General features: G+C 69.5%; 19 protein-coding genes, 3 rRNA genes and 1 pseudogene. 20 read left to right on the top strand and 3 right to left on the bottom strand.

Going from position 1 to position 25,641, the window contains the following annotated elements; all coding sequences use genetic code 11:
- Positions 1–6: 6 nt before the first annotated feature.
- Positions 7–453, bottom strand: a complete 447-nt coding sequence (locus tag ACWPXV_RS07785; protein ID WP_454083636.1) for an AAA family ATPase — start codon at positions 451–453, stop codon at positions 7–9.
- A 191-nt stretch (positions 454–644) separates the two neighbouring features.
- Between ACWPXV_RS07785 and ACWPXV_RS07780 the strand changes: the two genes are divergently transcribed.
- Positions 645–1,205, top strand: a complete 561-nt coding sequence (locus ACWPXV_RS07780; RefSeq protein ID WP_454084709.1) for a hypothetical protein — start codon at positions 645–647, stop codon at positions 1,203–1,205.
- A gap of 77 nt (positions 1,206–1,282) precedes the next feature.
- Here the strand turns inward: ACWPXV_RS07780 and ACWPXV_RS07775 are convergent, their stop codons facing one another.
- Positions 1,283–1,576, bottom strand: a complete 294-nt coding sequence (locus ACWPXV_RS07775; RefSeq protein WP_454084708.1) for a hypothetical protein — start codon at positions 1,574–1,576, stop codon at positions 1,283–1,285.
- A 313-nt stretch (positions 1,577–1,889) separates the two neighbouring features.
- On the opposite strand from ACWPXV_RS07775, the pseudogene ACWPXV_RS07770 reads away from it, so the two are divergent.
- The 15 genes and pseudogenes from ACWPXV_RS07770 to rrf all read left to right on the top strand — a co-directional run.
- Positions 1,890–2,885: pseudogene (locus ACWPXV_RS07770) on the top strand (DUF222 domain-containing protein); the annotation flags it as partial.
- 440 nt (positions 2,886–3,325) lie between these two features.
- Positions 3,326–3,979: an HNH endonuclease signature motif containing protein gene (locus ACWPXV_RS07765; RefSeq protein WP_454084707.1), complete on the top strand. Its 654-nt coding sequence runs from the start codon at positions 3,326–3,328 to the stop codon at positions 3,977–3,979.
- A gap of 170 nt (positions 3,980–4,149) precedes the next feature.
- Positions 4,150–5,226, top strand: a complete 1,077-nt coding sequence (gene argC, locus ACWPXV_RS07760) for an N-acetyl-gamma-glutamyl-phosphate reductase (RefSeq protein ID WP_454084706.1) — start codon at positions 4,150–4,152, stop codon at positions 5,224–5,226.
- On the top strand, positions 5,223–6,389 hold the full coding sequence (gene argJ, locus ACWPXV_RS07755) for a bifunctional glutamate N-acetyltransferase/amino-acid acetyltransferase ArgJ (RefSeq protein WP_454084705.1): 1,167 nt from the start codon (positions 5,223–5,225) through the stop codon (positions 6,387–6,389). Before argC ends, argJ begins: the two co-directional genes overlap by 4 nt.
- Positions 6,386–7,312: an acetylglutamate kinase gene (gene argB / locus ACWPXV_RS07750; RefSeq protein ID WP_454084704.1), complete on the top strand. Its 927-nt coding sequence runs from the start codon at positions 6,386–6,388 to the stop codon at positions 7,310–7,312. Before argJ ends, argB begins: the two co-directional genes overlap by 4 nt.
- Entirely contained in the window at positions 7,309–8,556 is a 1,248-nt protein-coding gene (locus ACWPXV_RS07745; protein ID WP_454084703.1) for an acetylornithine transaminase, read from the top strand. The genes argB and ACWPXV_RS07745 overlap by 4 nt, the downstream gene beginning before the upstream one ends.
- The gene (gene argF, locus ACWPXV_RS07740; RefSeq protein WP_454084702.1) at positions 8,553–9,494 is read left to right on the top strand and encodes an ornithine carbamoyltransferase; all 942 of its coding nucleotides are present in this window, start codon (positions 8,553–8,555) and stop codon (positions 9,492–9,494) included. The genes ACWPXV_RS07745 and argF overlap by 4 nt, the downstream gene beginning before the upstream one ends.
- Before the next feature lie 2 nt (positions 9,495–9,496).
- The gene (gene argR / locus ACWPXV_RS07735) at positions 9,497–10,063 is read left to right on the top strand and encodes an arginine repressor (RefSeq protein WP_454084818.1); all 567 of its coding nucleotides are present in this window, start codon (positions 9,497–9,499) and stop codon (positions 10,061–10,063) included.
- Positions 10,060–11,343, top strand: a complete 1,284-nt coding sequence (locus tag ACWPXV_RS07730; protein WP_454084701.1) for an argininosuccinate synthase — start codon at positions 10,060–10,062, stop codon at positions 11,341–11,343. The genes argR and ACWPXV_RS07730 overlap by 4 nt, the downstream gene beginning before the upstream one ends.
- Positions 11,336–12,757, top strand: coding sequence for an argininosuccinate lyase (gene argH / locus ACWPXV_RS07725; protein ID WP_454084700.1), 1,422 nt, complete (start codon positions 11,336–11,338; stop codon positions 12,755–12,757). Before ACWPXV_RS07730 ends, argH begins: the two co-directional genes overlap by 8 nt.
- Positions 12,757–13,404: a DNA-3-methyladenine glycosylase gene (locus ACWPXV_RS07720; protein WP_454084699.1), complete on the top strand. Its 648-nt coding sequence runs from the start codon at positions 12,757–12,759 to the stop codon at positions 13,402–13,404. The genes argH and ACWPXV_RS07720 overlap by 1 nt, the downstream gene beginning before the upstream one ends.
- 45 nt (positions 13,405–13,449) lie before the next feature.
- Positions 13,450–14,718, top strand: coding sequence for a tyrosine--tRNA ligase (tyrS, locus tag ACWPXV_RS07715; protein ID WP_454084698.1), 1,269 nt, complete (start codon positions 13,450–13,452; stop codon positions 14,716–14,718).
- A 737-nt stretch (positions 14,719–15,455) separates the two neighbouring features.
- Positions 15,456–16,979: ribosomal RNA gene (locus ACWPXV_RS07710) — 16S ribosomal RNA — on the top strand.
- Positions 16,980–17,275: 296 nt separating this feature from the next.
- Positions 17,276–20,403: ribosomal RNA gene (locus ACWPXV_RS07705) — 23S ribosomal RNA — on the top strand.
- Between the two features lie 99 nt (positions 20,404–20,502).
- Positions 20,503–20,619 (top strand): 5S ribosomal RNA (rrf, locus tag ACWPXV_RS07700).
- Together the 16S, 23S and 5S rRNA genes form the textbook arrangement of a ribosomal RNA operon.
- Before the next feature lie 109 nt (positions 20,620–20,728).
- Here the strand turns inward: rrf and ACWPXV_RS07695 are convergent.
- Complete coding sequence (locus ACWPXV_RS07695) at positions 20,729–22,468, bottom strand: hypothetical protein (RefSeq protein ID WP_454084697.1); 1,740 nt, start codon at positions 22,466–22,468, stop codon at positions 20,729–20,731.
- Here ACWPXV_RS07695 and ACWPXV_RS07690 point away from each other — a divergent pair.
- Genes ACWPXV_RS07690 through ACWPXV_RS07675 form a run of 4 tightly spaced genes read left to right on the top strand, consistent with a single transcriptional unit; the run spans position 22,409 to position 25,554 of the window.
- Positions 22,409–23,455 (top strand): hypothetical protein, encoded by a 1,047-nt coding sequence (locus ACWPXV_RS07690; protein WP_454084696.1) that lies wholly within the window; start codon positions 22,409–22,411, stop codon positions 23,453–23,455. The two genes, ACWPXV_RS07695 and ACWPXV_RS07690, sit on opposite strands and share 60 nt — an antisense overlap.
- A complete protein-coding gene (locus tag ACWPXV_RS07685) occupies positions 23,452–24,519 on the top strand; it encodes an HAD-IIA family hydrolase (protein ID WP_454084695.1) in 1,068 nt (355 codons plus the stop codon). The genes ACWPXV_RS07690 and ACWPXV_RS07685 overlap by 4 nt, the downstream gene beginning before the upstream one ends.
- Positions 24,520–24,530: 11 nt before the next feature.
- Complete coding sequence (locus ACWPXV_RS07680; RefSeq protein ID WP_454084694.1) at positions 24,531–25,241, top strand: AzlC family ABC transporter permease; 711 nt, start codon at positions 24,531–24,533, stop codon at positions 25,239–25,241.
- Complete coding sequence (locus ACWPXV_RS07675; RefSeq protein WP_454084693.1) at positions 25,234–25,554, top strand: AzlD domain-containing protein; 321 nt, start codon at positions 25,234–25,236, stop codon at positions 25,552–25,554. Before ACWPXV_RS07680 ends, ACWPXV_RS07675 begins: the two co-directional genes overlap by 8 nt.
- Positions 25,555–25,641: the final 87 nt, after the last annotated feature.

Genomic DNA, 25,641 nt, shown 5'->3' with positions numbered 1-25,641 from the left:
TGGCCATCAGGGCGCCGAGAGGAGGCGCTGAACCGCATCTGCAAGCTCCGCCACTGAACGCTCACCATTCAGCTCGACTGTCGCACCTCGCCGCAGCAACGGCTCGACTGTCTCGACGTAGTTCGCTACCTCCCCCGCTTCCACTTCCGACTTGCCATAGGGGTTGTTCGTCCGAGACCTCAATCGCTGCAGCAGCACCTGGAGCGGTGCGCTGAGCAGGACCACATGATCGAACCGGTCATAGAACCGGCCTTGGTTATCCACGGTGCCGGACACGACGACATCACGATGATCGGCCAAGAGCTGAGAGATCCGGGGTTCATCCCACGTGCCATCCGGGAGCGTCCATCCGCCGTAGTCGGTGTCGACGACGACGTGGCCGCGCCGCTCCAGTTCTCCGAGCACGGTCGACTTCCCGGTGCCCGACATCCCCGTTACGAGAACTCTCGCCACCATCGCGACTGTAGTGCCGAGTTCTCGCACCGGCGAGTGTCTGGGTTCGCCGAATGCCTCCGGTTGACGATCGTCGATCGGTGAGTCGATGCGCCTGTAACGGGGTGGGCGACGGCGCCCCCTGCGCGACAGCGGCACAGCTCCGCGTCGACTAGGAGCCGACTGTCACACCGGGCTGGCAAACTCCTGAGATGGAGCCTCAGGAGATTGCGGCGCTTGCTACCAGCGCCGGCGTGCTGGTCGCACTCGGCGGAGTCATCGTCTCGAACGTCATCGCTATTCGAGGTCAGCGCCTACAAGAGCGCGTGGCGAGGGAGGCGGAAGCTCACAATCGGGCCACCGCGCAACGGTCCGAAGCCGCTGCACGCTTACAGATCGACCAGACTGCCCGAGTCGTCGACGCATTGGAGACCTTGGCAGCGAAGGGCCTTCACGCTCCGGCGATATTGGCTCAGGAGCGCGCCGTTCGGTGGCAACTCCGACTCCACGCTGGGGACACGTACGTGCTCGAAAACACCGGCGGTGCTCCCGCGTACGCGGTGTCTGTCACCGGACACGAATCACTCATAGGGCCCGACCACATCAAAGGCGGTCCTGAGGTTCAGCCAGGTGAGGTCATCACCTTCATGGCAGCTGTCGTCTTGGCTACGTCGGACACCACGATCACGGTGCGATGGCGTGACACCGATGACGAGTCGGCTGACGAAATGACTTGGCGCTATCCGCTCCCTGACCGCTCTGCGCCTAGGTAACCGCGGCGTATGCGGCTCGGAGCGGTGATGTGTCCCGCCAACCGATGGCCCGCGGGGAGGCCTGAGCCCCGGCCCTGTCAGCCCTCCACGGGGTTGACGCGGGCGGACTCCTCGCGGATCGCAATGTCCCGCATGACTCGCAGGTGGTCCTCGGTCGACACGGCAGCGATGGCGTTGACCTCGAAGTTCTTCGCGATCTTAGTGATGCCGGTGACGATCAGGCCGAGCCCGACGAGCGTGAGGATGCCTCCGATGAGCGTCGCCCCGTCGCTGTCGTAAGAACCAATGCTGCTGAGCCAGATTGCGCCTCCGACTACCTCGGCGACGATGCCTGCTCCGAGGTATGTCCCGGTGTTCGACTCAACGTCCATGACCGACTCACTTCCTGTTGCTGATGGTGCATAGCTTGCGGGGGACGGCCGGCGGCCGACCCGATAGGCGATCTCCTGCGTTCTGCGTGCGTCTACACACCGATCGGCACGTACCGGGACTTATCAAGCCTTTGGGCGCTGACGCGCCCCCTCGCATGCCGCTCCCGCCGTCGTCGTCGGATTGGGAAGCCTTGGTGAGGACCAGTGCGATGACGGCCGTGTGGATCGCGCTCAGCATCGCCGCCGCGGTGGACTTCTGCGGCCTGAGGAGATTGGACCTGGCCTGACCAGTGCGGACACGGCCCGGGCTCGAATGTCGGTGGTCGGTCATAGCCTTGGAGCAGGACGGCAGAGCAGTCGAAAGCCCGCAGAGGGGGTGGGGTCGGTGAGCACCATCGATGACTTCGACCCGCACGCTGCCTGGCTGGAGGACCCGAGCACCCGCGAGCCGGTCGGTGATCAGCGCCGGGACCGGCTCGAGGAGCTGTGGGAGCGCGAGGAGGACGCCGCCGACGTGTTCGTCGGCGGCGGGGACACGCCGCCGCCGTCGATGGTCACCACCGAGCAGCCGAGCGTCGAGTCGGTCCAGCCGGTGTCGGCCGAGGCCCTGGCGGGCATGGCCCCCGACGGTCAGCTCCTTTCGGAGCTGGAGGACATCGACCCCCGCGAGGTCGACGAGTACTACCTCGTGGAGATGGCCGCCGGCTACCAGCGCATCGCCGCGTGGGCCACCGCCAAGCTCACCCGGGTGGCCGGTGAGCTCTCCCGGCGCCCGCTCATGACCGGCAGCGGCGCCCTGCCCTCGCACGTGAGGGGCGGGAACATGGCCGCCGACGAGCTCGCTCCGCGCCTGGGGCTGAGCCGCTTTGCCGCGCAGCGGATCGTGAGCAACGCCCGCGCCTTCGAGGACGTCTTCGCCCTCACCGGTCAGGCGCTGGCCGTGGGACACCTCGACGCCCGCAAGGCCACGACGATCGTGTCGATGCTCGAGGACTACCCGGTCGAGATCGCCGTCCTGGTCCAGGACTGCGTCATCGACGACGCCGGGACCCAGACCCACAGCCAGCTCGTCGAGGCCATCAAGAAGGCCGTCATCGCCGTCAGCCACGACGACGCCGACCTCTTCCACGCCAAGGCCCGCGCCAAGCGACGGGTCGAGCACCCCCGCCCGCTGCCCGACGGCATGGCCTGCATCCGCGCCGTCCTGCCGGCCACCGACGCCGCCGCCATCGACCTCGCCCTCGAAGCCGCCGCCCGCTCCGCACAGGCCGGCGGCGATGACCGCACCCTCGACCAGCTCCGCGCAGACATCCTCTCCCTCATGGGCCACACCGCACTCGAGCTCGGGTACGTCGGACTGCCACCAGGATCAGTGGTGGGTGCCGACCAGCCACGTCCCGATTATCCGGCGGGTGACGAGCCCGATACCGGAACGGTGCACGATGCCGACGGTGGAGCGGCGCAGGCGCCTGAGGGACCTGCACCGCAGGAGCCGGACGCTGTCGACCAACAGGTGGCGTCGGACCCGCATGGCGAGCAGGGGGAGCCTGACTTACTTGCAGCCCCGGTCGCCGAGATTCCCGTTCCGGAGGCCGATCCGGCTGGCGCCGACCCACCCGATCAGCGGTCAGAGGGGACAGGTGCGCCCACAGTCGGGTCGGCCGCTCCCGAGGTGCCACCAGACCCGCCCCCGCCTCCCGACGGCGATCCGCCCCCCGACGGTCCGGGCACCGTCCCCGCCGCTGGCACATGCCCGTCGGCCACATCGGCGGGCAGCGCGCCCAGATCCGCGTCCTCGTGCCGCTCTCGGTCCTGCTCCCGCCCGACATCGCCAGACAGCTCGGCCTGCCGGCGACGAAGCTGGCCGATGGCACCGGGGCGGAGCTCGCCCCACTGCCCGACGAGGACGCCATGCTCGCCCTCCTCGACCGGGAGCCCGCCGAGGTCGCCACGCTCGAGGGCTACGGGCCCATCTCTCCCGCCGTCGCCCGGGCCGTGGCGCTGGGCGGGACGTGGCGCCGGATCGTCACCGACCCGCTCAGCGGCACCGTCCTGGACCACGGACGCACCCGCTACCGGCCACCCGCCGAGCTCGCCGAGCTCATCCGGCTACGGGACGGCACCTGCGTCCGCGCCGGCTGCACCCACTCCGCTCGCGGCTGCCAGCTGGACCACATCGTCCCGTGGAACGCCGGAGGAACCACCTCCATGCTCGGCCTGGAGGACCTCTGCACCCACGACCACATCCTCAAGACCAGCGGCCAGTTCCAGCTCCGCCGCCTGGGCAACGGCGCCTACGAGTGGGTAACCCCCAGCGGCCACATGTACCGCCGTCACCCCGGGGGCCGGGTGACCCGCGTGCGCCGCCGCCAGCAGCACTTCGCGGACACCCCGACGTTCTAGGAGCCAGAGCCGGGGGTCGCGGCTATCAGGAGACCCGAGACCACGGCGCTGGCTCTCTGCGAGCATTTCGCTTCGACGGCTGAGAGATGGCAAGCCTCGCTGAGTCTCGGTCCGGCCGCCGGGCGCGCCGGGGCGGCCATGTGGCGCCTCATTCACCCGTGTGTATAGTTATGCGGGTGACTGTATCTGTAGCCGTGGCCGGGGCCAGCGGGTATGCCGGGGGCGAGGTCCTGCGCCTGCTCCTCGCCCACCCCGAGGTCGAGATTGGCGCGCTCACCGCGAACGCCAGCGCCGGCGACCTCCTCGGGCAGCACCAGCCCCACCTCCTGCCGCTCGCCGACCGCCTCATCGAGCCCACCGACCCCACGCGCCTGGCCGGGCACGACGTCGTCGTCCTCGCGCTGCCGCACGGCGCCTCCGGTGAGCTGACCGACGCGCTCGCCGCGCTCGACGGGCCCACGCCGCTGCTCCTCGACTGCGGTGCCGACCACCGCCTCGAGCACGTCGCGGACTGGGACCAGTTCTACGGCGGCACCTTCGCCGGCGCCTGGCCCTACGGCATGCCCGAGCTGCGGCACGCGGGGGAGAGCGGCACCGCGTCCGCGCAGCGCCAGATCCTGCGCGAGGCCCGCACCGTGGCCGTGCCCGGCTGCAACGTCACCGCCGTCACCCTCGCTCTCCAGCCCGGCGTCAGCGCCGGCGTCGTCGACCCGGGCGACGTCGTCGCCGTCCTCGCGAACGGGTACTCGGGGGCAGGTAAGTCCCTCAAGCCGCACCTGCTCGCCTCCGAGGGGATGGGCACCGCCATGCCGTACGCCGTGGGCGGCGGCCACCGGCACGTGCCCGAGATCGAGCAGAACCTGCGCCGCGCCGGCGCGGCGGACATCCGCCTCTCCTTCACCCCCACCCTCGTGCCGATGGCGCGCGGCATCCTCGCCACCGTCACCGCCCCGCTCACGCCGGGCACGACGACGGCGCAGGTCCGGGCCGCGTGGGAGGACGCCTACGCGGGGGAGACCTTCGTCCGCCTCCTGCCCGAGGGGCAGTGGCCCACCACCGCGGCCACCCTCGGCGCGAACACCGCCCACGTGCAGGTGACCGTCGACGAGCGCGCCGGCCGCGTCGTCGCCGTCTGTGCGATCGACAACCTCGTCAAGGGCACCGCCGGTGCCGCCGTCCAGTCCATGAACCTCGCGCTCGGGCTGCCCGAGCAGCTGGGCCTGACCACCGTGGGAGTCGCCCCGTGAGCGTCACCGCCCCCCAGGGCTTCCGGGCCGCCGGCGTCCCCGCCGGCCTCAAGAGCTCCGGCGGCAAGGACGTCGCGCTCGTCGTCAACGACGGCCCCTCCGCCGTCGCCGCCGCCGTCTTCACGACCAACCGTGTCGTCGCGGCCCCGGTCGTGTGGTCGCGCACCGCCGTCGGCGACGGGATCGCCCGCGCCGTCGTCCTCAACTCCGGTGGCGCCAACGCGTGCACCGGCCCGGACGGCTTCGCCGACACCCACGCGACCGCCGAGCACGTCGCCGAGCGGCTCGACGTCTCCAGCGGTGACGTGGTCGTCTGCTCCACCGGCCTCATCGGCGAGCGGCTGAACATGCCCGCGCTCACCGCCGGCATCGACGCCGCGGCCGCAGCGCTCTCCGCGGACGGGGGCGCCGACGCCGCCGAGGCGATCATGACGACCGACTCCGTCGCCAAGACCGTCCACGTGCAGGGCGAGGGCTGGTCGGTGGGCGGCATGGCCAAGGGCGCCGGCATGCTCGCCCCCGCGCTCGCGACGATGCTCTGCGTCCTCACCACCGACGCTGAGCTCAACCCCGCCCAGGCCGACGCCATGCTCCGCGAGGCCACCCGGCTGAGCTTCGACCGCGTCGACTCCGACGGCGCGATGTCCACCAACGACACCGTCATCCTCCTCGCCTCCGGCGCCAGCGGCGTCCGCCCGGACCCTGCCGCCTTCCAGAAGGCGCTCACCGCCGCCACCCAGCAGCTGGCCCGCCAGCTCATCGCTGACGCCGAGGGAGCCAGCCACGACGTCGCCGTCACCGTGACCGGCGCGACGAGCGAGACGGCGGCGCTCGCCGTCGCCCGCGCCGTCACCCGCTCCAACCTCTTCAAGGCCGCGATGTTCGGCAACGACCCCAACTGGGGCCGCATCATCGCCGCCGCCGGCACCGTCCCCGAGGACGTCGCCCCCTACGACCCGCTGCTCCTCGACGTCACCATCAACGGTGTCCAGGTCTGCCGGGCCGGGGGCGTGGGGGAGGACCGCTCGCTCGTCGACCTCGCGGCGAGCCGCGAGGTGCACGTCGAGATCGCCCTCCACGCCGGGGACGCCCCGCCCGTCACCGTGTGGACCAACGACCTCACCCACGACTACGTCCACGAGAACAGCGCCTACTCGACATGACCGAGCTCCCCGACAGCCTGCGCCCGGACCAGAAGGCCGAGGTCCTCCTCCAGGCCCTGCCCTGGCTGCGCCGCTTCGCCGGCACGCGCGTCGTCATCAAGTACGGCGGCAACGCGATGGTCGACGAGAACCTCCAGCGCGCCTTCGCCGCGGACGTCCTCTTCCTCCACCAGGTCGGCATGCAGCCGGTCGTCGTCCACGGCGGTGGCCCGCAGATCTCCGCGATGCTCGACCGCCTCCAGATCGCCTCGGAGTTCCGCGGCGGGCTGCGCGTCACCACCCCCGAGGCGATGGCCGTCGTCCGGATGGTCCTCACCGGCCAGGTGCAGCGCGACCTCGTCTCCCTCCTCAACGTCGACACCGCCCACGCCGTCGGCATCTCCGGCGAGGACGGCGGGCTGCTGCGCGCCGAGCGCCGCACCGCCGTCGTCGACGGCGAGCCGGTCGACGTCGGCCTCGTCGGCGACGTCGTTGAGGTCCACCCCTCCGCCGTCGAGGACCTCCTCGCCGCCGGCCGAATCCCGGTGATCTCGACGATCGCCCCCGACGTCACCGACCCCTCCCAGGTCCTCAACGTCAACGCGGACACCGCCGCCGCGGCGCTCGCCGTCGCGCTCGGGGCCCGCAAGCTCCTCGTCCTCACCGACGTCGAGGGCCTGTACCGCTCCTGGCCCGACCGCTCCTCGATCGTGCGGCGCATCGCAGCGAGCGAGCTCAGCGTCATGCTCCCCGACCTCGAGTCCGGCATGGTCCCCAAGATGGAGGCCTGCCTGCGCGCGGTGCGCGGCGGGGTGCCGCAGGCGCACATCATCGACGGCCGTCAGCCGCACTCGATGCTGCTGGAGATCTTCACCGACGAGGGCGTGGGCACCCTCGTCCTGCCCGACTGGGCCAGCAGCTCCACCCACCCGGAGGCACCGTGAGCGACATCGTCCCCGAGACCCAGCAGCCGGCGGCGGTGTGGGCCGAGCGCTACACCGGCGCCCTGATGAACACCTTCGGCCCGCCCCAGCGCGTCCTCGTGCGCGGGGAGGGGGCGTGGGTGTGGGACGCCGACGGCGGCCGCTACCTCGACCTCCTCGCCGGCATCGCCGTCAACTCCCTGGGCCACGCCCACCCCACCCTCGTCTCCGCGGTGTCCGCGCAGCTCGGGACGCTGGGCCACGTGTCCAACTTCTTCGCCACGCCCACCCAGGTCCACCTCGCCGAGCGGCTGCTCGAGGTCGTCACGCCCGGTGGCGCGCCGGCCGGGTCACGCGTGTTCCTCGCCAACTCCGGCACAGAGGCGATGGAGGCCGCGTTCAAGCTGGCACGCCGCCACGGTGAGGGCACCCGCCCGCGGATCCTCGCCCTCGAGGGCGCCTTCCACGGCCGGACCATGGGCGCCCTCGCCCTCACCCACAAGGCCGCCTACCGCGAGCCGTTCATGCCGCTGCCCGGCGGCGTCGAGCACCTGCCCTTCGGTGACGTCGACGCGCTGGCCGCCGCTATGGACGACGACGTCGCCGCCCTGGTCCTCGAGCCGCTGCAGGGGGAGGCGGGCGTGCGTCCGCTGCCCCCGGGCTACCTCGCCGCCGCCCGCGAGCTCACGTCCCGGCACGGCGCGCTGCTCGTCCTCGACGAGGTGCAGACCGGGATGGGCCGCACCGGGCGGTGGATGGCCCACCACCACGACCACGTCGGCGGCGGGGTCGTGCCCGACGTCGTCGTCCTCGCCAAGGGGCTCGCGGGTGGGCTGCCGATCGGCGCCGTCGTCGCCCTCGGGGAGCACGCCGCCACCCTGCTCGGCCCCGGCCAGCACGGCAGCACCTTCGGCGGGAACCCGGTCGCCTCCGCCGCCGCGCTGGCGACCATGCACGTCATCGAGCGCGACGGCCTGCTCACCGCCGTCACCGAGCGTGGCGGCCAGCTGAGCGAGGGCGTCACGGCGCTCGGGCACCCGCTCGTCGCGGGCGTCCGCGGCGAGGGGCTGCTCCTGGCGATCATGCTCACCGAGGCCGTGGCGCCCCAGGTGGCGCAGGCGGCCCTCGCGGCCGGCTACATCGTCAACCCGGTCGCGCCCGACGCCGTCCGCCTCGCCCCGCCCTTCGTCCTCAGCCACGAGCAGGCCGCCGGCTTCCTCGCCGACCTGCCCGCCGTCCTCGACACCGCCGGAGGTGCCGCATGACCGCCCATTTCCTGCGCGACGACGACCTGTCCGTCGACGCCCAGCGCTCCGTCCTCCAGCTGGCGCTGGAGCTCAAGGCCGGCACGGTCGCCCCGCGCCCGTTCGAGGGCCGTTCGGTGGCGGTGCTCTTCGACAAGGCCTCGACCCGCACCCGGGTGTCCTTCTCCGTCGGGATCCACGAGCTCGGCGGCTTCCCGCTCGTCCTCGACTCCGCGTCCACCCAGGTGGGCCGCGGGGAGTCGGTGGAGGACACGGTCCGCGTCCTCGACCGGCAGGTCGCCGCCATCGTGTGGCGCACCTTCGCCCAGGCCGGGCTCGACCGGGCCGCCGCCGTGAGCGCGGTGCCCGTCGTCAACGCCCTCACCGACGAGTTCCACCCCTGCCAGATCCTCGCCGACCTCCAGACGATCGCCGAGCACCGCGGCGGCCTGGCGAGCGACGGTCCCGCCCTGGCCGGCCGCTCGCTCGCCTACCTCGGCGACGGCGCGAACAACATGGCCCATTCCTACCTGCTCGGCGGCGTCACCGCCGGCATGGACGTGCGGATCGGCGCACCGGCCGACTACGCGCCCGACCCCGCGGTCGTCGAGCGCGCCCGCGCCATCGCGGCCGAGACCGGCGGCAGCGTGCTCGTCACGACCGACGCCGACGAGGCCGTCGACGGCGTCACCGCCGTCGCCACCGACACGTGGGTGTCGATGGGCCAGGAGGGTGAGGCGGGGGAGCGCGAGTCGCCCTTCGTCCCCTACCGGGTCGACGAGCGCCTCATGGCGCGCGGTGAGGACGCGGTCTTCCTCCACTGCCTGCCCGTCTACCGCGGGATGGAGGCGACGGCGGAGGTCGTCGACGGGCCGCGGTCGGTCATCTGGGACGAGGCGGAGAACCGCCGCCACGCGCAGAAGGCCGTCCTCGTGCACCTCCTCGGGGCGACGCCGTGAGCATGCCCGTCACCCGGCCGGCACGCCACGCCCTCATCGCGCGGCTGCTCACCCACGAGCGCATCTCCTCCCAGAGCGAGCTCAGCGCCCAGCTGGCCTCCCACGGGGTCCAGGTGACGCAGGCGACGCTCTCGCGCGACCTCGTCGAGCTGCGCGCCGGGAAGATCACCGTGCCCGACGGCCGGCAGGTCTACGCCCTGCCGCAGGAGGGCGCGGCCGGGGCGATGGCCCCGCCCGTCGCCCCCGAGCAGGGGCACAGCGCCGCGCGCCTGGCGCGCTGGTGCGGCGAGCTCCTCGTCTCGGCGGACCGGGCCGGCGCACTCGTCGTGCTCCGCACCCCCGCCGGCGCCGCCCAGCTGCTCGCCTCCGCCGTCGACACCGCGGTCCTGCCCGGTGTCCTCGGCACCATCGCCGGGGACGACACCGTCCTCGTCATCGCCCGCGACGAGGAGAACGGCGCCGAGCTCGCCGACCGCCTCCTCGCCCTCGCGGCCCCGACCACCCCTGGCCCGGCCCGCACGGCGGCCGACCGTACTCCCGCACCATCCATGGAAAGAGACCACGCATGACTGACAGCACCACCCCCGCGACCACCCCGACCTCCGGCAAGGAGCGGGTGGTGCTCGCCTACTCCGGCGGGCTGGACACCTCGGTGGCCATCGGCTGGATCGGCGAGCAGACCGGCGCCGAGGTCATCGCCGTGGCCGTCGACGTCGGCCAGGGCGGGGAGGACCTCGACGTCATCCGCCAGCGCGCCCTCGACTGCGGCGCCGTCGAGGCCTACGTCGCCGACGCCCGTGACGAGTTCGCCGACGAGTACTGCATGCCGGCGCTGAAGGCCAACGCCCTCTACCAGGACCGCTACCCCGTGGTCTCGGCGCTCTCGCGCCCGGTCATCGTCAAGCACCTCGCCCGCGCCGCCCGCCAGTTCGGCGCCACGACCGTGGCCCACGGCTGCACCGGCAAGGGCAACGACCAGGTCCGCTTCGAGGTCGGCATCACCTCCCTCGCGCCCGACCTCAAGTGCCTCGCGCCGGTCCGCGACCTCGCCCTCACCCGCGACGTCGCCATCGGGTACGCCGAGAAGCACAACCTGCCGATCGAGACGACGAAGAACAACCCGTTCTCCATCGACCAGAACGTCTGGGGCCGGGCCATCGAGACCGGCTTCCTCGAGGACATCTGGAACGCGCCCACCAAGGACGTCTACAGCTACACCGACGACCCGGCCTTCCCGCCGGTGCCCGACGAGGTCGTCATCACCTTCAAGGAGGGCGTCCCGGTCGCCATCGACGGCGTGCCCGTCACCCCGCTGCAGGCGATCCAGGAGCTCAACCGCCGCGCCGGCGCCCAGGGCGTGGGCCGCATCGACATCGTCGAGGACCGCCTCGTCGGCATCAAGTCCCGCGAGGTCTACGAGGCCCCCGGCGCGATCGCGCTCATCACGGCCCACCAGGAGCTCGAGAACGTCACCGTCGAGCGCGAGCAGGCCCGCTTCAAGAAGGGCGTGGACCAGCGCTGGACCGAGCTCGTCTACGACGGCCAGTGGTTCTCCCCGCTCAAGCGCTCCCTCGACACCTTCATCGACGACACCCAGCGCTACGTCACCGGTGAGATCCGCCTACTCCTCCACGGGGGCCGCGCCGTCGTCACCGGCCGCCGCAGCGACACGAGCCTGTACGACTTCAACCTCGCCACCTACGACTCGGGCGACACCTTCGACCAGTCCAACGCCAAGGGCTTCATCGAGATCTACGGCCTTACCGCCAAGCTCGCCGCCGCCCGTGACGCCGCCTTCGGCAACGCCGTGGACCTCGGCTCCGGATCGCTGGAGACGAGCAATGGCTGAGGCACCGCTGAGCCTGTGGGGCGGGCGCTTCGCCGGCGGGCCGGCCGACGCCCTCACCGAGCTGTCCCGCTCGACGCAGTTCGACTGGCGCCTGGCCCGCCACGACATCGCCGGCTCCCGGGCCCACGCCCGGGCGCTGGCGGCGGCGGGCCTGCTCGACGACGCCGAGCTCACCGGGATGCTCGAGGCGCTGGACCGCCTCGAGGCCGACGTCGTCTCCGGCGCCTTCGGTCCCCAGCCCGACGACGAGGACGTTCACACCGCCCTCGAGCGCGGCCTCATCGAGCGGGCCGGTCCCGCGCTGGGCGGCAAGCTCCGCGCCGGGCGCTCGCGCAACGACCAGATCGCCACGCTCGTGCGCTCCTTCCTGCGCGAGCAGGCACGTCTGCTGGCCGGGGGAGTGCTCGACGTCGTCGGTGCGCTCGTCGACCAGGCGGCGGCACACCCGGGCGCGGTCATGCCCGGACGCACCCACCTCCAGCACGCCCAGCCGGTGCTGCTGGCCCACCACCTGCTCGCCCACGCGTGGCCGCTGCTGCGCGACGTCCAGCGCTGGGTGGACTGGGACCGGCGCGCGGCGGTCTCGCCCTACGGCTCCGGTGCGCTGGCCGGCTCGTCCCTCGGGCTGGACCCGCGGGCGGTGGCGGCGGACCTCGGCTTCACCGACTCGGTGGAGAACTCCATCGACGGCACCGCCTCGCGCGACGTCGTCGCCGAGTTCGCCTTCGTCGTCGCGATGGTGGGCGTGGACCTCTCGCGGATCAGCGAGGACGTCATCGTGTGGGCCACCAAGGAGTTCGGCTTCGTCCGCCTCGACGACGCCTTCTCCACCGGCTCCTCGATCATGCCGCAGAAGAAGAACCCCGACGTCGCCGAGCTCGCGCGCGGCAAGGCCGGGCGCCTCATCGGCAACCTCACCGGTCTGCTCGCCACGCTCAAGGGCCTGCCGCTCGCCTACAACCGGGACCTCCAGGAGGACAAGGAGCCCGTGTTCGACGGCGTCGACACCCTCTCGGTGCTCCTCCCGGCCGTCTCGGGCATGGTCGCCACGCTCACCTTCAACACCGACCGCATGGCCGAGCTCGCCCCGCAGGGCTTCTCGCTCGCCACCGACATCGCCGAGTGGCTGGTGCGGCAGGGCGTCGCGTTCCGCGACGCGCACGAGATCGCGGGCGCGTGCGTCCAGGCCTGCGAGAACGCCGGCACCGAGCTGTGGGACCTCACCGACGACGAGCTCGCGGCGATCTCCCCGCACCTCACCCCCGAGGTGCGTGCGGTGCTCAGCGTCGAGGGCTCCGTGGCCTCCCGCAACGGGCGCGGGGGCACCGCGCCGGACCGGATCGCCGAGCAGCTCGAGTCGGCGCGTGCCGCACTCGCGCAGCTGCGCGAGTGGACGGGCGACGAGAGCGCCTGATGCTCGACCTCACCCGGGGATCGCTGGACGTGGCACCGCTCCTGCTCGGCGCGCACGTCACGGTGCGTGACGACGCAGGGGCGGTGACCGTCCGGCTCACCGAGGTCGAGGCCTACGACGGCGGCAACGACCCGGGCTCCCACGCCTACCGGGGCCTCACCCCGCGCACCGAGGTGATGTTCGGCCCGCCCGGGCGGCTGTACGTGTACTTCACCTACGGCATGCACTGGTGCGCCAACGTCGTGTGCGGGGAGGACGGGCGCGCCAGCGCCGTGCTGCTGCGGGCCGGGGAGGTGGTCGACGGCGTCGAGCTGGCGCGCTCGCGCCGCCCGGCCGCGAAGAAGGACGTCGACCTCGCCCGCGGGCCGGCCCGCATGGCCCAGGCGCTGGGCCTGGCCCGCGACGACAACGGCGTGGTCCTCACGCCCGGCGGGAGGGCCGAGCTCGTCGCACCTGCCACGGTCGCGACCGAGGTGGCGACCGGGCCGCGGGTCGGCGTCTCCGGTCCGGGTGGTGACGGTGAGACCTACCCGTGGCGCTTCTGGCTCCCCGGCGACCCCACCGTCTCGACCTACCGGCCGGGGGTGCGCCGTCGTCGTCGTCCCACGGACGGCGGACGAGCCGGGACGGCGGACGGGGCACACTAGACCCGGGGCCGGACCGGTCCCGACCGACCAGGAAGGTACGCAGACGTGAGTGACATCCTCGAGGAGCTGGAGTGGCGCGGGCTCATCGCCCAGGCCACCGACCGCGACGCCATCGGCGCCGCCCTCGCCGCGGGACCGGTCACCTACTACTGCGGCTTCGACCCGACGGCGCCCAGCCTCCACCACGGGCACCTCGTCCAGCTCATCCTCCTGCGTCACCTCCAGCGCGCCGGCCACCGGCCCATCGCGCTCGTCGGCGGGGCGACCGGGCTCATCGGTGACCCGCGCATGTCGGGGGAGCGCACGCTCAACGACCGCGAGGTCGTGGGCGAGTGGACCGAGCGCCTGCGCCGGCAGATCGAGCCGTTCCTCGACTTCGAGGGCGAGAACGCCGCGCGGATGGTCAACAACCTCGACTGGACGAGCGAGCTGAGCGCGATCGACTTCCTCCGGGAGATCGGCAAGCACTACCGGCTGGGCACGATGCTCGCCAAGGACACCGTCGCCCGGCGGCTGGCCAGCGACGAGGGCATCTCCTTCACGGAGTTCAGCTACCAGATCCTCCAGGGCATGGACTTCCGGGAGCTGCACCGCCGCTACGGCTGCACCCTGCAGACGGGTGGCAACGACCAGTGGGGCAACCTGCTGTCCGGGGTCGAGCTCATCCGCAAGGCCGACGCCACCGGCGTCCAGGCGATGACGACCCCGCTCATCACCAAGGCCGACGGCACGAAGTTCGGCAAGAGCGAGGGCGGGGCGGTGTGGCTCGCCCCGGACATGATGAGCCCGTACGCCTTCTACCAGTTCTGGCTCAACACCGACGACGGCGACGTCGAGCGGTTCCTCAAGATCTTCACCTTCCGCAGCCGCGAGGAGATCGCCGAGCTCGTCACCGCGGTGGCCGAGCGGCCGCAGGCGCGGCAGGGGCAGCGGGCCCTTGCGCAGGACGTCACCACCCTGGTGCACGGGGCCGAGGCGACCGAGCGGGTGGAGCGGGCCTCGAGCGCCCTGTTCGGGAGGGGCGAGCTACGGGACCTGGACCCTGAGACGCTCGGGCACGCAGTTGCGGAGCTGCCGCGCGGTGAGGCGGTGGTGGGGGAGTCCAACCTCGTCGACCTCCTCGTGGCGACCGGCCTGGCGAACGGGCGGTCCGCCGCGCGCCGGACCATCGCCGAGGGCGGTGCCTACCTCAACAACGTCAAGCTCAGCGACGAGGACCACGTGCTCGCGCCGGAGGACCTGCTCGCGGGGCGGTTCGTGCTCCTGCGCCGGGGCCGACGGAACCTCGCGGTCGCCGAGGTTCCCGGCGCCTGACCGCCCGGTGCTCACGACGACGCCCGCCTGCCTCTCGGCCGGCGGGCGTCGTCGCGTCTCGGGCGCGCACGTATAGCGGTGCGCGGGACACCTGGCCCGGCGGCACGCCGTGTGAACGACCGCACAGGGCTGGTTTCCCGCTCCAGATCGGTGTCGATGGCCGCTCGCGGCGGCAAAACCGCAGGTCAGCCCCGGTAAACGGGGCCGGATCAGGGCCTGCGCCCGGTCGTTTGACGGCGGCCCGCCGGCCCCGTAATGTTTCACCTCGTTGCCCCCCAGGGAGGCACGGACGCTAGGCCGAGAGGCTGGGCGGCCGGTCCCGGGGATGGCGAGTCCACACCGAAGCGAGTGACTGTGTCACGCCCACGGGATGTGGAACTGAGAGACGAGGGCCACGGAAACGCAAGTTGACGGGCCGGAATCGATCAGGTAAGTTTAAGAGGTTGCCCCGGTCCGGGGTTCGGGTCAGATGACTCGGGTCTCGGCGGTGTGTGTCTGTTTCTTGAGAACTCAACAGTGTGCCAAGTTTTTGATGCCAATATGGTCCTGGCGTCGGCTGGTTTGTCCATCGTCTGGTGGATGGGTTGGTTGGTGTCTGGGGTCGTTAGTTTGTTTGGTTGATGCTCGTCCGTGGTTTCCTTTCTGCGGGTGGGTGTTTGCCTGGATCGCTCGCCGTCCTTTTGGGTGGTGGGTGTTTCTTCGTATGGTTGTTACCTCTTTGGGGGTGGCGATAAACATTTACGGAGAGTTTGATCCTGGCTCAGGACGAACGCTGGCGGCGTGCTTAACACATGCAAGTCGAACGATGAAGCCCAGCTTGCTGGGCGGATTAGTGGCGAACGGGTGAGTAACACGTGAGTAACCTGCCCCTGACTTCGGGATAACTTCGAGAAATCGTGGCTAATACCGGATATGACACGTGCCTGCATGGGTGTGTGTGGAAAGATTTATCGGTTGGGGATGGGCTCGCGGCCTATCAGCTTGTTGGTGGGGTGATGGCCTACCAAGGCGACGACGGGTAGCCGGCCTGAGAGGGTGACCGGCCACACTGGGACTGAGACACGGCCCAGACTCCTACGGGAGGCAGCAGTGGGGAATATTGCACAATGGGCGAAAGCCTGATGCAGCGACGCCGCGTGAGGGATGACGGCCTTCGGGTTGTAAACCTCTTTCAGTAGGGAAGAAGCCTTCGGGTGACGGTACCTGCAGAAGAAGCGCCGGCTAACTACGTGCCAGCAGCCGCGGTAATACGTAGGGCGCAAGCGTTGTCCGGAATTATTGGGCGTAAAGAGCTCGTAGGCGGTTTGTCGCGTCTGCTGTGAAAACGCAAGGCTTAACCTTGCGCCTGCAGTGGGTACGGGCAGACTAGAGTGCGGTAGGGGAGACTGGAATTCCTGGTGTAGCGGTGGAATGCGCAGATATCAGGAGGAACACCGATGGCGAAGGCAGGTCTCTGGGCCGTTACTGACGCTGAGGAGCGAAAGCATGGGGAGCGAACAGGATTAGATACCCTGGTAGTCCATGCCGTAAACGTTGGGCACTAGGTGTGGGATCCATTCCACGGGTTCCGTGCCGCAGCTAACGCATTAAGTGCCCCGCCTGGGGAGTACGGCCGCAAGGCTAAAACTCAAAGGAATTGACGGGGGCCCGCACAAGCGGCGGAGCATGCGGATTAATTCGATGCAACGCGAAGAACCTTACCAAGGCTTGACATACACCGGAAAAGTGCAGAGATGTGCTCCCCGTAAGGTCGGTGTACAGGTGGTGCATGGTTGTCGTCAGCTCGTGTCGTGAGATGTTGGGTTAAGTCCCGCAACGAGCGCAACCCTTGTCCTGTGTTGCCAGCACGTAATGGTGGGGACTCATAGGAGACTGCCGGGGTCAACTCGGAGGAAGGTGGGGATGACGTCAAATCATCATGCCCCTTATGTCTTGGGCTTCACGCATGCTACAATGGCCGGTACAAAGGGCTGCGATACCGCGAGGTGGAGCGAATCCCAAAAAGCCGGTCTCAGTTCGGATTGGGGTCTGCAACTCGACCCCATGAAGTCGGAGTCGCTAGTAATCGCAGATCAGCAACGCTGCGGTGAATACGTTCTCGGGCCTTGTACACACCGCCCGTCACGTCATGAAAGTCGGTAACACCCGAAGCCGGTGGCCCAACCCCTTGTGGGAGGGAGCTGTCGAAGGTGGGACTGGCGATTAGGACGAAGTCGTAACAAGGTAGCCGTACCGGAAGGTGCGGCTGGATCACCTCCTTTCTAAGGAGCTCACCACATCATCGCCCGCTTCGTCGGGGTTCATCGGTGGTGTCAGGTGGCCACGCAGACACCGTATGTGTGTCTGGTGGTTGCTCATGGGTGGAACATCGAGGCTTGGCATGCTGTTGGGTCCTGAGGACACAGGCCACAGCCACCCCGCTTGCGGGTGTGGTTGGGTGTGTTTCTTCTGGTGGCCGCCTTCTGCCGGTCCTCACGCCGAAGTGTGTGGGGGACGGGGTTGGTCGGTGGGTTGCTTGAGAACTGTACAGTGGACGCGAGCATCTTTGATCTTTTGTGGTCAAGTTTTTAAGAGCATTCGGTGGATGCCTTGGCACTAGGAGCCGAAGAAGGACGTGGTGGCCTGCGATAAGCCTCGGGGAGTTGGCTAACGAACCGTGATCCGAGGATGTCCGAATGGGGAAACCCAGCTGGGGTCATGCCCAGTTACCCGCGCCTGAATGTATAGGGCGTGTGGAGGGAACGTGGGGAAGTGAAACATCTCAGTACCCACAGGAAGAGATATTCCGTGAGTAGTGGCGAGCGAAAGCGGATGAGGCTAAACCGGGGGTGTGTTAAAGACGGCAGTCGTTGCACCTTCGGGGTTGTGGGACCCGCTCACTCAGCCTGCCGGCTGGGTAGGGAGTAAAAAAGTGTTGTCATAGTCGAACGGTCTGGGAAGGCCGGGCACAGTAGGTGAGACCCCTGTAGACGAAATGGCATCACCTCCCGGTGGGGATCCCGAGTAGCACGGGGCCCGTGAAATCCCGTGTGAATCTGGCAAGACCACTTGCTAAGCCTAAATACTACCTAGTGACCGATAGCGGACAAGTACCGTGAGGGAAAGGTGAAAAGTACCCCGGGAGGGGAGTGAAATAGTACCTGAAACCGGATGCTTACAACCCGTCGGAGCCTCCTTAGCTGGGGTGACGGCGTGCCTTTTGAAGAATGAGCCTGCGAGTTAGTGGTACGTGGCGAGGTTAACCCGTGTGGGGAAGCCGTAGCGAAAGCGAGTCCGAATAGGGCGATTCAGTCGCGTGCTCTAGACCCGAAGCGAAGTGATCTACCCATGGGCAGGTTGAAGCGCGGGTAAGACCGCGTGGAGGACCGAACCCACTTAGGTTGAAAACTGAGGGGATGACCTGTGGGTAGGGGTGAAAGGCCAATCAAACTTCGTGATAGCTGGTTCTCCCCGAAATGCATTTAGGTGCAGCGTTGCGTGTTTCTTGCCGGAGGTAGAGCTACTGGATGGCCGATGGGCCCCAACAGGTTACTGACGTCAGCCAAACTCCGAATGCCGGTAAGTGTAAGCGCAGCAGTGAGACTGCGGGGGATAAGCTTCGTAGTCGAGAGGGAAACAGCCCAGACCACCGGCTAAGGCCCCTAAGCGTGTGCTAAGTGGGAAAGGATGTGGAGTTGCACAGACAACCAGGAGGTTGGCTTAGAAGCAGCCACCCTTGAAAGAGTGCGTAATAGCTCACTGGTCAAGTGATTCTGCGCCGACAATTCAGCGGGGCTCAAGCACACCGCCGAAGCCGTGGCATCAGCACATGTCCCCAGCGCCTCCCTCGTGGAGTGTGTTCAGGGGTGTTGATGGGTAGGGGAGCGTCGTGTGGGAGGTGAAGCTGCGGGGTGACCCAGTGGTGGATCCCACACGAGTGAGAATGCAGGCATGAGTAGCGAAAGACGGGTGAGAAACCCGTCCGCCGAATGACCAAGGGTTCCAGGGCCAGGTTAATCCGCCCTGGGTAAGTCGGGACCTAAGGCGAGGCCGACAGGCGTAGTCGATGGACAACGGGTTGATATTCCCGTACCGGCGAAACACCGCCCATACCGAGCCCGGTGATGCTAACCGCCCAACGCCCACTCGTCACCCTTCGGGGTGCGTGTGGGCCGCGCGCGGAACCCGAACCGGTAGTAGGTAAGCGTATTAACAGGGGTGACGCAGACAGGTAGCCTCCGCGTGCTTAATGGCTATGCACGTCCAAGGGAGCAGGGCGAGGTCCAGGCAAATCCGGGCCTCACACAAGCCTCAGACCCGATGGTGACCGCGAACGCGGGAAGCAGGGTGATCCTATGCTGCCAAGAAAAGCCTCGACGCGAGGTGTTAGCCGCCCGTACCCTAAACCGACTCAGGTGGTCAGGTAGAGTATACCAAGGCGATCGAGATAATCATGGTTAAGGAACTCGGCAAAATGCCCCCGTAACTTCGGGAGAAGGGGGGCCTGAGGGGTGAAGCCACTTGCTGGCTAGCCTTTGAGGGCCGCAGAGACCAGGGAGAAGCGACTGTTTACTAAAAACACAGGTCCGTGCGAAGTCGCAAGACGATGTATACGGACTGACGCCTGCCCGGTGCTGGAAGGTTAAGAGGACGGGTCAGCTCAACTTCGGTTGGGCGAAGCTCAGAATTTAAGCCCCAGTAAACGGCGGTGGTAACTATAACCATCCTAAGGTAGCGAAATTCCTTGTCGGGTAAGTTCCGACCTGCACGAATGGCGTAACGACTTCTCCGCTGTCTCAACCGTGAACTCGGCGAAATTGCATTACGAGTAAAGATGCTCGTTACGCGCAGCAGGACGGAAAGACCCCGGGACCTTTACTATAGCTTGGTATTGGTGTTCGGGACGGCTTGTGTAGGATAGGTGGGAGACTGTGAAGCAGCCACGCCAGTGGTTGTGGAGTCATCGTTGAAATACCACTCTGGTCGTTCTGAACATCTAACCTCGGTCCGTAATCCGGATCAGGGACAGTGCCTGGTGGGTAGTTTAACTGGGGCGGTTGCCTCCCAAAATGTAACGGAGGCGCTCAAAGGTTCCCTCAGCCTGGTTGGCAATCAGGTGGCGAGTGTAAGTGCACAAGGGAGCTTGACTGTGAGACTGACAGGTCGAGCAGGGACGAAAGTCGGAACTAGTGATCCGGCGGTGGCTTGTGGAAGCGCCGTCGCTCAACGGATAAAAGGTACCCCGGGGATAACAGGCTGATCTTGCCCAAGAGTCCATATCGACGGCATGGTTTGGCACCTCGATGTCGGCTCGTCGCATCCTGGGGCTGGAGTAGGTCCCAAGGGTTGGGCTGTTCGCCCATTAAAGCGGTACGCGAGCTGGGTTTAGAACGTCGTGAGACAGTTCGGTCCCTATCCGCTGCGCGCGCAGGAAACTTGAGAAGGCCTGTCCCTAGTACGAGAGGACCGGGACGGACGAACCTCTGGTGTGCCAGTTGTTCCGCCAGGAGCACGGCTGGTTGGCTACGTTCGGAAGGGATAACCGCTGAAAGCATCTAAGCGGGAAGCCTGCTTCAAGATGAGGTTTCCACCACCCTCGAGGTGGGAAGGCCCCCAGCAGAACACTGGGTTGATAGGCCGGACGTGGAAGCGGGGACTAAAGACCCGTGGAGCTGACCGGTACTAATTGGCCAACAACTTCACCACAACACAAAGATCAATTGTTGACGCGTCCACTGTACGGTTCTGGAGCCACCCACCCCACACACCACGCGTGTGTGGAGCGGCTGGACAACTCCACAGAGTTACGGCGGTCATAGCGAGGGGGAAACGCCCGGTCCCATTCCGAACCCGGAAGCTAAGCCCCTCAGCGCCGATGGTACTGCGTGGGAGACTACGTGGGAGAGTAGGACACCGCCGAACACCCATTCCCGTAAGGGCCGCAACGATGCGTTGCGGCCCTTACGTGTTTCTACCCGGGTGTACGCCCAGATGAAGAGAGAGATCGATGGACGACCACAGGAACAGCTCATCACGTGGCGAGGATCGCTCCGGGCGGCCCGACAAGGGGCAGCGCGGCGCAGCCGGCGCCCCCCGCGGTGCAGGCCAGGGTGGACCGCGCCGCGACGGCGGGCAGCAGCGCCCGTACCGCAAGAACGACGGGCCGCGGAGCTCGGCCCCTCGCCGCGAGGGCGAGAACCGCGGTGCGCGCGGCGACTGGACGCCCCGCTCCTCGAACGAGGGTGGGCGCACGGGCGACCGTGAGCGCCCCTACCAGCCGCGCCGCGACAACGACGGCCCTCGTCGCGAGAGCGACCGCCGGCCCGGTTCCGCCGACAGCGGTGCGCGTTCGCGCGGTGAGTGGGGCTCGCGCCCGGCGCGCGCGCCGTACAGCCGTGACAGTGGCCCGAGCCGCGGCTCCGACGACCGCCGCAGCGGCCCGCGCGACGACCGCAAGCCTCGCGGCGAGTGGGGCTCGCGTCCCACGAGCGACCGTGGTCCCCGCCGTGAGGGAGACGACCGACGGACCGGCCCCCGGGCCGACGACCGTCGTCCCCGTGGTGACTGGGACTCCAGGTCCTCTCGCCCCGGCTCCGACCGCGATCGCGGCCGCGCAGCTGACGACCGCGGCTTCGGCGCGCGGCGTGACGACCGCGGTGGCGAGTTCCGTCGCGATGGTGACAACCGTGGTGGCCGTGACTTCGGTGCGAGCCGTGGTGGCGATGAGCGTCGTGGTGGCCGTGACTTCGCTCCCCGTCGTGATGGTGACAACCGTGGTGGCCGTGACTTCGGTGCGAGCCGTGGCGGCGACACCCGTGGCGGTAGCCGAGACTTCGGTCCGCGCCGTGATGGTGACAGCCGTGGTGGCCGTGACTCCGGCGGTCCGCGCCGCGATGGCGAGAACCGTGGCGGCCGTGACTTCGGTGCAAGCCGTGGCGGGGATGAGCGTCGTAGCTTCGGTCCCCGTCGTGATGGCGAGAACCGTGGCGGTCGTGACTTCGGTGCGAGCCGTGGCGGCGACCCCCGTGGTGGCCGCGACTTCGGTGCGAGCCGTGGCGGCGACCCCCGTGGTGGCCGCGACTTCGGTGCGAGCCGTGGCGGCGACACCCGTGGCGGTGGCCGTGACTTCGGTCCGAGCCGTGGCGCTGACAACAACCGTGGCGGTCGTGACTTCGGTCCCCGTCGCGATGGTGACAACCGTGGTGGTCGTGACTTCGGTCCGCGCCGCGATGGTGACAACCGTGGTGGTCGTGACTTCGGTCCGCGCCGCGATGGTGACAACCGTGGTGGTCGTGACTTCGGTCCGCGCCGCGATGGCGATAACCGTGGCGGCCGTGACTTCGGTGCCAGCCGTGGCGGCGACCAGCGCCGTGGTCCCCGTGACTCCGGCCCTCGGGGCGAGGACCGTCGTCCTGGCAGCGCCGACGAGCGCCGTGGCGAGTGGAGCTCCCGCCCGCACCGTGGGAGCGAGCAGCCCTCCCGTGGCCGGGAGGAGCGGGGCTTTCGGCCCCGCGGTGACGACGACCGTCGCGGCGGACCGCGTCGCGACGACCGTCGCGACGACCCGCGCGCTCCCCGACGCTTCAGCAAGGAGGGTGGCGATGCAGCGGCCAATGCGCGAAGTGGCCGCCCCAGCCGCCCCGGTGAGCTCGACCCGCGCCGCGTCGAGCGCGAGCCGGAGCCGATCATCGATGAGGACGTCACGCCCGACATGCTGGACCGCGCCGCGCGCGCCCGGCTGCGGACGCTGACGAAGTCGAACGCCGACCACGTCGCCTCCCACCTCATCATGGCCGGCAGGCTCGTCGACACCGAGCCGGAGCTTGCCTACGAGCACGCCCGGACGGCTGTGCGCAGCGCCGGACGCGTCGACGTCGTCCGCGAGGCTCTCGCGCTCACCGCCTACGCCACCGGCCGGTACGCGGAGGCGCTGCGTGAGGTCCGCACCGTGCGCCGCCTGAGCGGTATGGACGCCCACCCGGCGATCGAGGCGGACTGCGAGCGTGGCCTGGGCCGCCCGGAGCGGGCGCTCAGCGTCATCGCCGAGGCCAAGGGCCGGAAGCTGCCCGTCGCCGAGGCGGTCGAGCTCACTCTCGTCGAGAGCGGCGCACGCGCCGACCTCGGTGAGCACGAGGCGGCCCTGCTCGTCGTGGAGCGACTGCTCCCGGCGGTCAAGGACGCCGAGCCCAAGCGTCGCCTCCAGCTGGTGCGCGCCGACCGTCTCGAGACGCTCGGTCGCCACGAGGAGGCTGCCGCTGTCCGAGAGGCCGCGGGAGAGATGCAGCTCGAGGACGAGGAGCTCGTCGTGGTCGACCTCCTCGGGGACGAGGACGAGGACGACGCGCCGGATCACCCGGTAGCGACGCAGCCCGAGCCCGAGGACGACGAGGACGGCACCGAGACGGACGCAGCCGCTGAGGCTGAGATCGAGCCCGAGGTTGCTCCCGAGACTGAGGACGAGGCCGTGGTTGAGGCCGAGCCGGAGCCGGAGCCGGAGCCGGAGGTCGAGCCCGAGGTCGAGCCGGAGCCCGAGGTTGAGGTTGAGCCCGAGGCCGAGGCCGCGGTTGAGCCCGAGCCGGAGGTTGAGGCCGTGGTTGAGCCCGAGCCGGAGGTCGAGCCGGAGGCCGAGCCGGAGGCCGAAGCTGCTGTTGAGCCCGAGCCCGAGTCGGACGCGGAGCTCGAGCAGGATGACGATGCCGACGAGCCCGAGCAGGTCCAGCTCGACCTGTTCGCCGACACCGAGGAGGAGCGCCCGTGACGGCAACTCTCACCGGCTCTGCCGTACCCGCTGATACCTACGACGTCGCCCTGTACGACCTCGATGGCGTCGTCTACCTGGGCGACGAGCCCGTCAACCACGCGCCGGCCGCCATCCAGGCGGCCGCCGCGCGGGGCCTGCGTCCGCTGTACGTCACGAACAACTCCTCCCGGGAACCGGAGGACATCGCCGCGCAGATCACCGGCTTCGGCATCCCCTGCGAGCCGCAGGAGATCGTCACCTCCGCCCAGTCGGTGGCTCTCCTCCTGCAGGACGAGCTCGAGCCCGGCGCCCGGGTGCTCCCGGTCGGCGGCAAGGGCCTGCGTACCGCGTTGAGCGCCGCGGGCTTCGAGCTCGTGACGAGCGCCGCGGACGCCCCGGCGGCCGTCGTCCAGGGCTTCGCGCCGGACCTGGGATGGCGTGACCTCGCCGAGGCCGCCTACGCCGTCGGCGCCGGAGCTCGCCACGTGGCCACGAACCTCGACGGCTCCATCCCCAAGGAGCGCGGAGTGGCACCCGGGAACGGTGCGCTCGTGCGCGCCGTCGTCGAGGCGACGGGCATCGAGCCCCTCGCGTCCGGCAAGCCGCTCCCGGCGATCTACCACCAGGCCGCGGACCGGCTCGGAGCCTCGACGCCGATCGCCGTCGGCGACCGGCTCGACACCGACCTCGAGGGCGCACGAGCCGCCGGCATGCCCGGGCTCCTCGTCCTCACCGGCGTGACCACCGCGCGCGACACCGTCCTCGCCCCGGCGCACCAGCGCCCCTCCCTCCTCGCCATCGACCTGCGCGGGCTGTTCGTCCAGCACCCGTCGCCGGTCGAGGTCGAGGACGGCTGGTGGGGCTCCGGTGCCGCCCTCGCGCGCGTGCACGACGGCGCACTCGAGCTCCTCGACGACCCCACCGGCCCGCTCGGCCCGACCGACACGCAGCGGCTGGGCGGCAGCACCCGCGCACGCGTCAGCCTCGACGGCTGGCGGGCACTGTGCGTCGCCGCGTGGGACGCCGCCGACCGCGGCACCCCGCTCGCGCCGGAGGCCGTCCCGGCCCTGGTGGTCGGCTGACCTCGGTTCCCGTGTCACGACCGACCACCCACGAGGGCACCGGACGCCGCGCCGAGATCGGCGCGGGCGTCCGGGCCTCCCTGGCCGCCGGGCTGGGCCTCTACCCGCTCGGCGTGGCCTTCGGCCTCCTCGTCGTCCAGGCCGGACTGCCGTGGTGGCTCGCCCCGGCGCTGTCCGTCGCGGTCTTCGCCGGCTCCCTCGAGCTCCTCCTCGTCGGGATGATCAGCGGGGGAGCCTCGATCGCGGCGATCGCCCTCACCACCCTCGTCGTCAACTTCCGGCACGTCTTCTACGCCTTCTCCTTCCCCCTGCGCGCCGTGCGCCACCCGGTGGCTCGCGCCTACTCCGTCTACGCCCTCATCGACGAGGCCTACGCGATGACCGCCGTGCGCCCCCACGGCTGGACGGCGTGGCGCCTGGTCTCGATGCAGGTGTCCTTCCAGGCCTACTGGGTGGGCGGCGGCCTCACCGGCGTCGCGGTCGCCTCCCTCCTGCCCGGACCGGTCCAGGGCCTGGAGTTCGCCCTGTGCGCCCTGTTCCTCACCCTCACCCTCGACGCGGCGCGCAGCCGCCGGGAGGTCCCGTCGCTGCTGCTCGCCGGGCTCGCCTTCACCTGCGCCGTCGTCGTCGCCCCCGACTCCGTCCTCCTCGTCGGGCTCGTCCTGCTCGTGGGGCTCCTCCTCGGCCGGTACGCTCTCACGAGAGGAGGGTCGGGTGGTTGAGCCGGGTTACGTCGTCGCCGTCCTCGCGACCGTCTTCGTCATCACCCTCGCGCTGCGCGCGGTGCCCTTCGCGATCCTCGAGCCGCTGCGCGACTCGCGTCTCGTCACGACGATGGCGGCCTGGATGCCCGCCGGCATCCTCGCCGTGCTCGCGGCCGCCACCTTCCGCTCCTCCGCCACCGGCGGGCACCTGCTCCACGCCGCTCTGGCCGCCGCCGTCACCGTCGCCGTCCACCTCACCGGCGGGCGCCGCACCCTGCTGAGCGTGGGCGCCGGCACCCTCACCTACGTCGTGCTCGTCAACCTCACCTGAGGGCGGCGCCGCCGGTCACGGCCGCCACGGCGGTACATTGGCGGGGGACCGGACCCTGCAGGACGGACGTGAGAAGGAGACCCATGC

It is taken from the genome of Georgenia sp. Marseille-Q6866 (genome assembly GCF_965111665.1).
Note: the sequence above shows the minus strand (reverse complement) of the source record. Positions and strands in the feature narration are given on the sequence as shown.